Genomic DNA, 6,612 nt, shown 5'->3' on the forward strand with positions numbered 1-6,612 from the left:
GGTGAGAATGGTGATGGGGCACGGCACGTCGGCACACGAGGAGAACACATGCAGGTCTGGCCTGGTCATCGGTACCCCCTGGGCGCCACCTATGACGGGACGGGCACGAACTTCGCGATCTTCTCCGAGGTGGCCGAGGCGGTCGAGCTCTGCCTCTTCGACCCCTCGGGCAACGAGCGCAAGGTCCAGCTGCACGAGCAGGACGCGTTCGTCTGGCACGCCTACCTGCCGGGGGTCGAGCCGGGCCAGCGCTACGGCTATCGCGTCTACGGTCCGTACGACCCCAGCCGGGGGCTGCGCTGCAACCCGCACAAGCTGCTGCTCGACCCGTACGCGCGGGCGGTCGACTCGGACATCGACTGGCACCCGTCGCTGTACGCCTACGACTTCGACCGCCCCGACGAGATGTCGGATCTCGACTCCGCGCCCCACATGGCCAAGGGCGTGGTGGTCAACCCCTACTTCGACTGGGGCAACGACCGCCGGCCGGACATCCCGTACCACCACTCGGTGATCTACGAGACCCACGTCAAGGGCCTCACCGAGCGCCACCCCGAGGTGCCCAAGGACATGCGCGGCACCTACGCGGCCATCGGCCACCCGGCGATCATCGAACACCTCAAGAGCCTGGGCGTGACCGCGGTCGAGCTGATGCCGGTGCACCAGTTCGTGCACGACAACCGGCTGGTCGACGTGGGCCTGCGCAATTACTGGGGCTACAACACGCTGGGCTTCTTCGCGCCCTACCACGGCTATTCGGCGATGGGCGCGCTCGGCCAGCAGACCCAGGAGTTCCGCGGCATGGTCAAGGCCCTGCACGCGGCCGGCATGGAGGTGATCCTCGACGTCGTCTACAACCACACGGCGGAGGGCAACCACCTCGGCCCGACGATGAGCCTCAAGGGCATCGACAACCGCACCTACTACCGCCTGGTCGACGACCAGCCGCAGTTCTACATGGACTACACGGGCACCGGCAACAGCCTGAACGTGCGCAGCCCGCAGAGCCTCCAGCTGATCATGGATTCGCTGCGCTACTGGGTGACCGAGATGCACGTCGACGGCTTCCGGTTCGACCTGGCCTCGACCCTGGCGCGTGAGTTCTACGACGTCGACCGGCTGTCCACGTTCTTCGAGGTGGTCCAGCAAGACCCGGTGGTCGGCCAGGTCAAGCTGATCGCCGAGCCGTGGGACGTCGGCCCGGGCGGCTACCAGGTGGGCAACTTCCCGCCGAACTGGACCGAGTGGAACGGCAAGTACCGCGACACGGTCCGCGACTTCTGGCGCGGCGAGCCGGCCACGCTGGCCGAGTTCGCCTCCCGTATCACCGGGTCGGCCGACCTCTACCAGGACGACGGCCGCAAGCCGTTCCACTCGATCAACTTCGTCACCGCCCACGACGGCTTCACGCTCAACGACCTGGTCTCCTACAACGACAAGCACAACGAGGCCAACGGCGAGGAGAACCGGGACGGCGAGAGCCACAACCGGTCGTGGAACTGCGGCGTCGAGGGTCCGGCCGACGACCCCCAGGTGCTGGCCCTGCGCGCCCGGCAACGCCGCAACTTCCTGGCCACGCTGCTGCTCAGCCAGGGCGTGCCGATGATCTCGCACGGCGACGAGCTCGGCCGGACCCAGGGCGGCAACAACAACGCCTACTGCCAAGACTCCGAGATCGCCTGGATCGACTGGGAGAAGGCCGACGAGCAGCTGCTCGAGTTCGCCCGCAAGCTGACCGCGTTCCGCCACCGGCACCAGGTGTTCCAGCGCCGCCGGTTCTTCACCGGCCTGCCGGTGACCGCCCGCGGCGGCGGCGACCCGCTGCCCGACCTGGCCTGGTTCACCCCCGACGGCCGGCAGATGACCGGCGACGACTGGGGCAACGACTTCGGCCGGGCGGTCGCCCTGTTCGTCAACGGCGAGGGCATCCGCGAGCGCGGGCAGTACGGCCAGCGTCATGTGGACAGCTCGTTCCTGCTGTGTTTCAACGCACACGACGCGCCGATCGAATTCGCGACGCCACCGGCTGAATACGGCGAGAAGTGGGAAAGGGTCATCGAGACGGCCGAGCCGTCGCCGGACCGGCCTGCCGTGGTCGAGGCCGGCGGCACCATCCTCGTGCCGGACCGCTCGCTCATCGTTTTGGACAGGACGGTTTAGTGAGGTTTGTTCACGACGGTGGAGACCACGTGATCAACCCGCGCACCGTGCGGCTCAAGGAAGGTCGTGAACAAACCTCAATGACCCCTACCGGCACCTATCGCGTCCAGGTTCGTCCCGATTTCCCGTTGAAGGCGACCGCCGAACTCGCCGACTACCTGGCCGACCTGGGTGTCAGTCATCTCTACACGTCGCCGCTGCTGACCGCCGCGCCCGGTTCCGAGCACGGCTACGACGTGGTCGACCACTCGCGGGTGGGCCCGGCGATCGGCGGCGAGGAGGGCCGGCTGGCGCTGCACAAGGCCCTCGAAGCGGCCGGCCTGGGCCTGGTCGTCGACATCGTGCCCAACCACGCCGGCATCGCCGTGCCCGCCGCCAACCCCTCCTGGTGGGACGTCCTCAAGAACGGCCGATCCTCCGCGTACGCGAACTGGTACGACATCGACTGGGACCGCGGCCGCATCCTGATCCCGGTGCTGGCCGACGACCCCGACGCGCTGAACGAGCTCCGCGTCGAGGACGGTGAGCTGCGCTACTACGACAAGCGCTACCCGATCGCCGACGGCACCGGCGACGGCACGCCCCGCGAGGTGCACGACCGGCAGCACTACGAACTGGTCAACTGGACGCGCGGCGACAGCGAGCTGACGTACCGCCGCTTCTTCTCCATCACCGACCTGGCCGGCCTGCGCGTGGAAGACCCGGCGGTCTTCGAGGCCACCCACGCCGAGATCCTCCGCTGGGTGGCCGAGGGGTCGGTGCAGGGCATCCGCGTCGACCATCCGGACGGCCTGCGTGACCCGGGGCAGTACTTCGACCGGCTGCGCGAGGCGGCGCCGGCGGCCTGGCTGGTGATCGAGAAGATCCTCGAGCCGGGGGAGGAACTGCCCGGCTGGCCGGTCGCCGGCACCACCGGCTACGACCCGATGGCCGAGGTCAACGGGGTGTTCGTCGACCCGTCGACCGAGGCGTTCTTCGACACCCTCGACCACCACCTGACCGGCGGCGAGACGTCCTGGCAAGACCTGGTGCACGGCACCAAGCTGCACGCGGCGACCACCCTGCTCGCCGCCGAGAACAGCCGGCTCGCCAGGCTCGTACCCGAGATCGAAGCCGCACCCCGCGCCCTGGCCGAGCTGGCCGCCTGCTTCCCGGTCTACCGCTCCTACCTGCCGATCGGCGGGCGTCACCTGGCCAAGGCCCGGTCCGAGGCGGGGCGCCGGCGACCCGGGCTGATCCCCGAGCTCGACCGGCTGACCGCCCGGCTGCGCACTGCGGATGACGAGCTCGCGATCCGGTTCCAGCAGTACACCGGCGCGGTGATGGCCAAGGGCGTCGAGGACACCGCGTTCTACCGCTGGACCCGGTTCACCGCGCGCAACGAGGTCGGCAACGACCCGGCCAAGTTCGGCGTCAGCCCCGACGAGTTCCACGAGTGCGCCGGTGAGCGCGGCCGCCGCTGGCCCGAGTCGATGACCAGCCTCTCCACCCACGACACCAAACGCAGCGAAGACGTCCGGGCCCGGCTCGCCGTGCTCTCCGAACTGCCCGGCGACTGGACCGAGGTGGTGCGGCGCTGGGTGCGCGCCAACCCGTTGCCCGACCCGTCGCTGGCCCATCTGGTCTGGCAGGCCGCGGTGGGCGCGTGGCCGCTCTCGCGGGAGCGACTTCAGGCGTACGCGGTGAAGGCCGCGCGCGAGGCCGCCGCCTCGACCACCTGGACCCGCCCCGACGAGACGTTCGAGGCGGCGTTGCGGACCATGGTCGACCAGATCTACGACGACACCGCGCTGCACGACGAGGTGGCCGCCTTCGCCGCCATGATCACGCCGCCGGGCTGGTCGAACTCGCTCGGGCAGAAGCTGGTGCAGCTGACCATGCCCGGCGTGCCCGACGTCTACCAGGGCAGCGAGCTGTGGGACTTCTCGCTGGTCGATCCGGACAACCGCCGGCCGGTCGACTTCACCCTGCGGCGTGAGCTGCTGGCCCGCCTCGACGACGGCTGGCTTCCGCCGGTGGACGAGACCGGCGCGGCCAAGCTGCTGGTCACCAGCCGGGTCCTGCGGCTGCGCCGGCGCCGGCGCGAGCTGTTCGACCACTACCGGCCGCTGTTCGCCGAGGGCCGGCTGGGCGAGCACGTGCTGGCCTTCGACCGCGGCGGCGTGGTGACCGTGGCGACCCGGCTGCCGGTCGGATTGTCACGCCACGGCGGGTGGCGCGACACCACCCTGTCACTGCCCGGCAACACCTGGACGGAACTGTTGACGAACACGGTGTACGGCGGCGATCGGCTGGCGGTGGGCGATCTGCTGGACACCTACCCGGTGGCACTGCTGGTGAAGGAATCATGACGACCTTCGAGGTGTGGGCGCCCGAGAAGACATCCGTCAAGATCCGGGTGGCAGGGGCGGATCGGGTGATGGAGCGCGACGACGACGGCTGGTGGCGGCTCGACGTGACCGAGGCCGGACCGGGCAGCGACTACGCCTACCTTTTGCCGGATGACGACACGCCGCTACCCGACCCCAGGTCGCTGTGGCAGCCTGATGGCGTGCACGGCCCCAGCCGGGTGTACGACCACTCGGCCTTCCCCTGGTCGGACGGCTCCTGGACCGGTCGCCAGCTGCCCGGCTCCGTCCTGTACGAGATGCACGTCGGTACCTTCACCACCGAGGGCACCTTCGACGCCGCCATCGAGCGTCTTGACCACCTCGTCGACCTCGGCGTCGACCTGGTCGAGCTTCTGCCCGTCGGCTCCTTCAACGGCGACTACAACTGGGGGTACGACGGCGTCTGCTGGTATGCCCCGCACGAGGCGTACGGCGGGCCCGACGGCCTGAAGCGCTTCGTCGACGCCGCCCACAACCGCGGCCTCGGCGTGCTGCTCGACGTCGTCTACAACCACTTCGGCCCGAGCGGGGCGTACGCGCCGCGCTTCGCGCCCTACCTGCACACCGCGGCCAGCAACCCGTGGGGTGCCGCGGTCAACCTGGACGGTCCGCTGTCCGGCGGCGTCCGCGAGTACATCATCGACAGCATGGTCGGCTGGCTGCGCGACTACCACGTGGACGGCCTGCGGCTCGACGCCGTGCACGCGTTCGTCGACGAGACCGCGATCCACCTCCTCGAGCAGATGGCCGTCGAGGTCGAGAGCCTGTCCGCCCACCTGGGCCGGCCGCTGTCGCTGATCGCCGAGTCCGACCTGAACGACCCGACGCTGATCACCCCGCGCGAGGCCGGCGGCTACGGCCTGACCGCGCAGTGGGACGACGACGTGCACCACGTGCTCCATGCGATGCTCACCGGCGAACGGCAGGGCTACTACGGCGACTTCGGCTCGCTGGAGAGCCTCGAGGCCGTGCTGACCGGGGCGTTCTTCCACGCCGGCACCTGGTCGAGCTTCCGCCGGCGGCGGCACGGCCGCGCGGTCGACCGGCACACGACGGCCGGGCACCGCTTCGTGGCGTACCTGCAGAATCACGACCAGATCGGCAACCGCGCGGTCGGCGACCGGCTGTCCGCCAGCCTGTCCCCGGGGTTGCTGAAATGCGGGGCGACGCTGCTGTTCACCTCGCCGTTCACGCCGATGCTGTTCATGGGCGAGGAATGGGCGGCCAGCAACCCGTGGCAGTTCTTCACCAGCCACCCCGAGCCCGAGCTGGCCGCGGCCGTGCGCACCGGGCGGCGCCGCGAATTCGCCACCCACGGCTGGGCCGAGACCGACGTGCCCGATCCACAGGACCCGGCCACATTCACCCGCTCCAAGCTGGACTGGGACGAACTCGGCAAACCCGGCCACGCCGAGATCCTCGATCTCTACCGGCGCCTGATCGCGTTGCGGCGCGAACACGCCGACCTCACCGACCCGCGGCTCGACCGGGTCGAGGCCCACCACGGTGATCAATACGTGGTGATGCGGCGCGGCCGCTGCACGGTGGCGGTCAACCTGGCCCCGGTCACCCAGACGGTGCATCTCCCGGTCGTGCCCTCGAAGGTGCTCCTGGCCACCGAGCCCGGCGTCGTGCTCCAGCGTGACCGGGTCGAGCTGCCCGCCGAGTCGGCCGTGGTGGTCTTCGGCCGCTGAACCGCCCCTACCAGCCGAGGCATGAGGTCGCGCTGGTCATGGGCTCCGCTGGGTTGCCTGGCAACCCAGCTCAGCCCCTGATCAGTGCGAGGGCCGGCACCCAGCGAGAGCAGGCACGTCGCGCGGGCGGGCACCGACGCGAGAGCAGCCACGACGCGAGAGCAGCCACGACGCGAGGGCGGGCGCCGACGTGAGGGCCGGCCGCAACGAGGGCGGCACCAGCGCAGTCCGGCCGGCGCGGACGGGCCGGACCTTCACCCGGAAGGCTGCCCGGCGAGATCGCCAGCCCTGAGCACCTACTCGCATCACTGGCCGGGGTGGTGCCTATAGGTGCGCAGAGCTGCTCTGCGTCGAGGCCCTGACCATGG

3 protein-coding genes are annotated in these 6,612 nt (G+C 70.1%); all 3 read left to right on the forward strand.

What is annotated here, in order from left to right:
• The first annotated feature begins 48 nt into the window (after positions 1-48).
• Positions 49-2,160: a glycogen debranching protein GlgX gene (gene glgX, locus AB0M54_RS35945; protein WP_364332037.1), complete on the forward strand. Its 2,112-nt coding sequence runs from the start codon at positions 49-51 to the stop codon at positions 2,158-2,160.
• Positions 2,161-2,240: 80 nt separating this feature from the next.
• The gene (treY, locus tag AB0M54_RS35950) at positions 2,241-4,511 is read left to right on the forward strand and encodes a malto-oligosyltrehalose synthase (protein ID WP_364332040.1); all 2,271 of its coding nucleotides are present in this window, start codon (positions 2,241-2,243) and stop codon (positions 4,509-4,511) included.
• The gene (gene treZ / locus AB0M54_RS35955) at positions 4,508-6,244 is read left to right on the forward strand and encodes a malto-oligosyltrehalose trehalohydrolase (RefSeq protein ID WP_364332043.1); all 1,737 of its coding nucleotides are present in this window, start codon (positions 4,508-4,510) and stop codon (positions 6,242-6,244) included. Before treY ends, treZ begins: the two co-directional genes overlap by 4 nt.
• The last annotated feature ends 368 nt before the right edge of the window (positions 6,245-6,612 follow it).

The sequence above is a fragment of the Actinoplanes sp. NPDC051470 genome, assembly GCF_040682035.1.
Taxonomy (GTDB): Bacteria; Actinomycetota; Actinomycetes; order Mycobacteriales; family Micromonosporaceae; genus Actinoplanes.

Coding starts and splice junctions, on each gene's coding strand:
- treZ (WP_364332043.1), top strand. CDS start 4,508: ATGACGACCTTCGAGGTGTGGGCGCCCGAGAAGACATCCGTCAAGATC.
- treY (WP_364332040.1), top strand. CDS start 2,241: ATGACCCCTACCGGCACCTATCGCGTCCAGGTTCGTCCCGATTTCCCG.
- glgX (WP_364332037.1), top strand. CDS start 49: ATGCAGGTCTGGCCTGGTCATCGGTACCCCCTGGGCGCCACCTATGAC.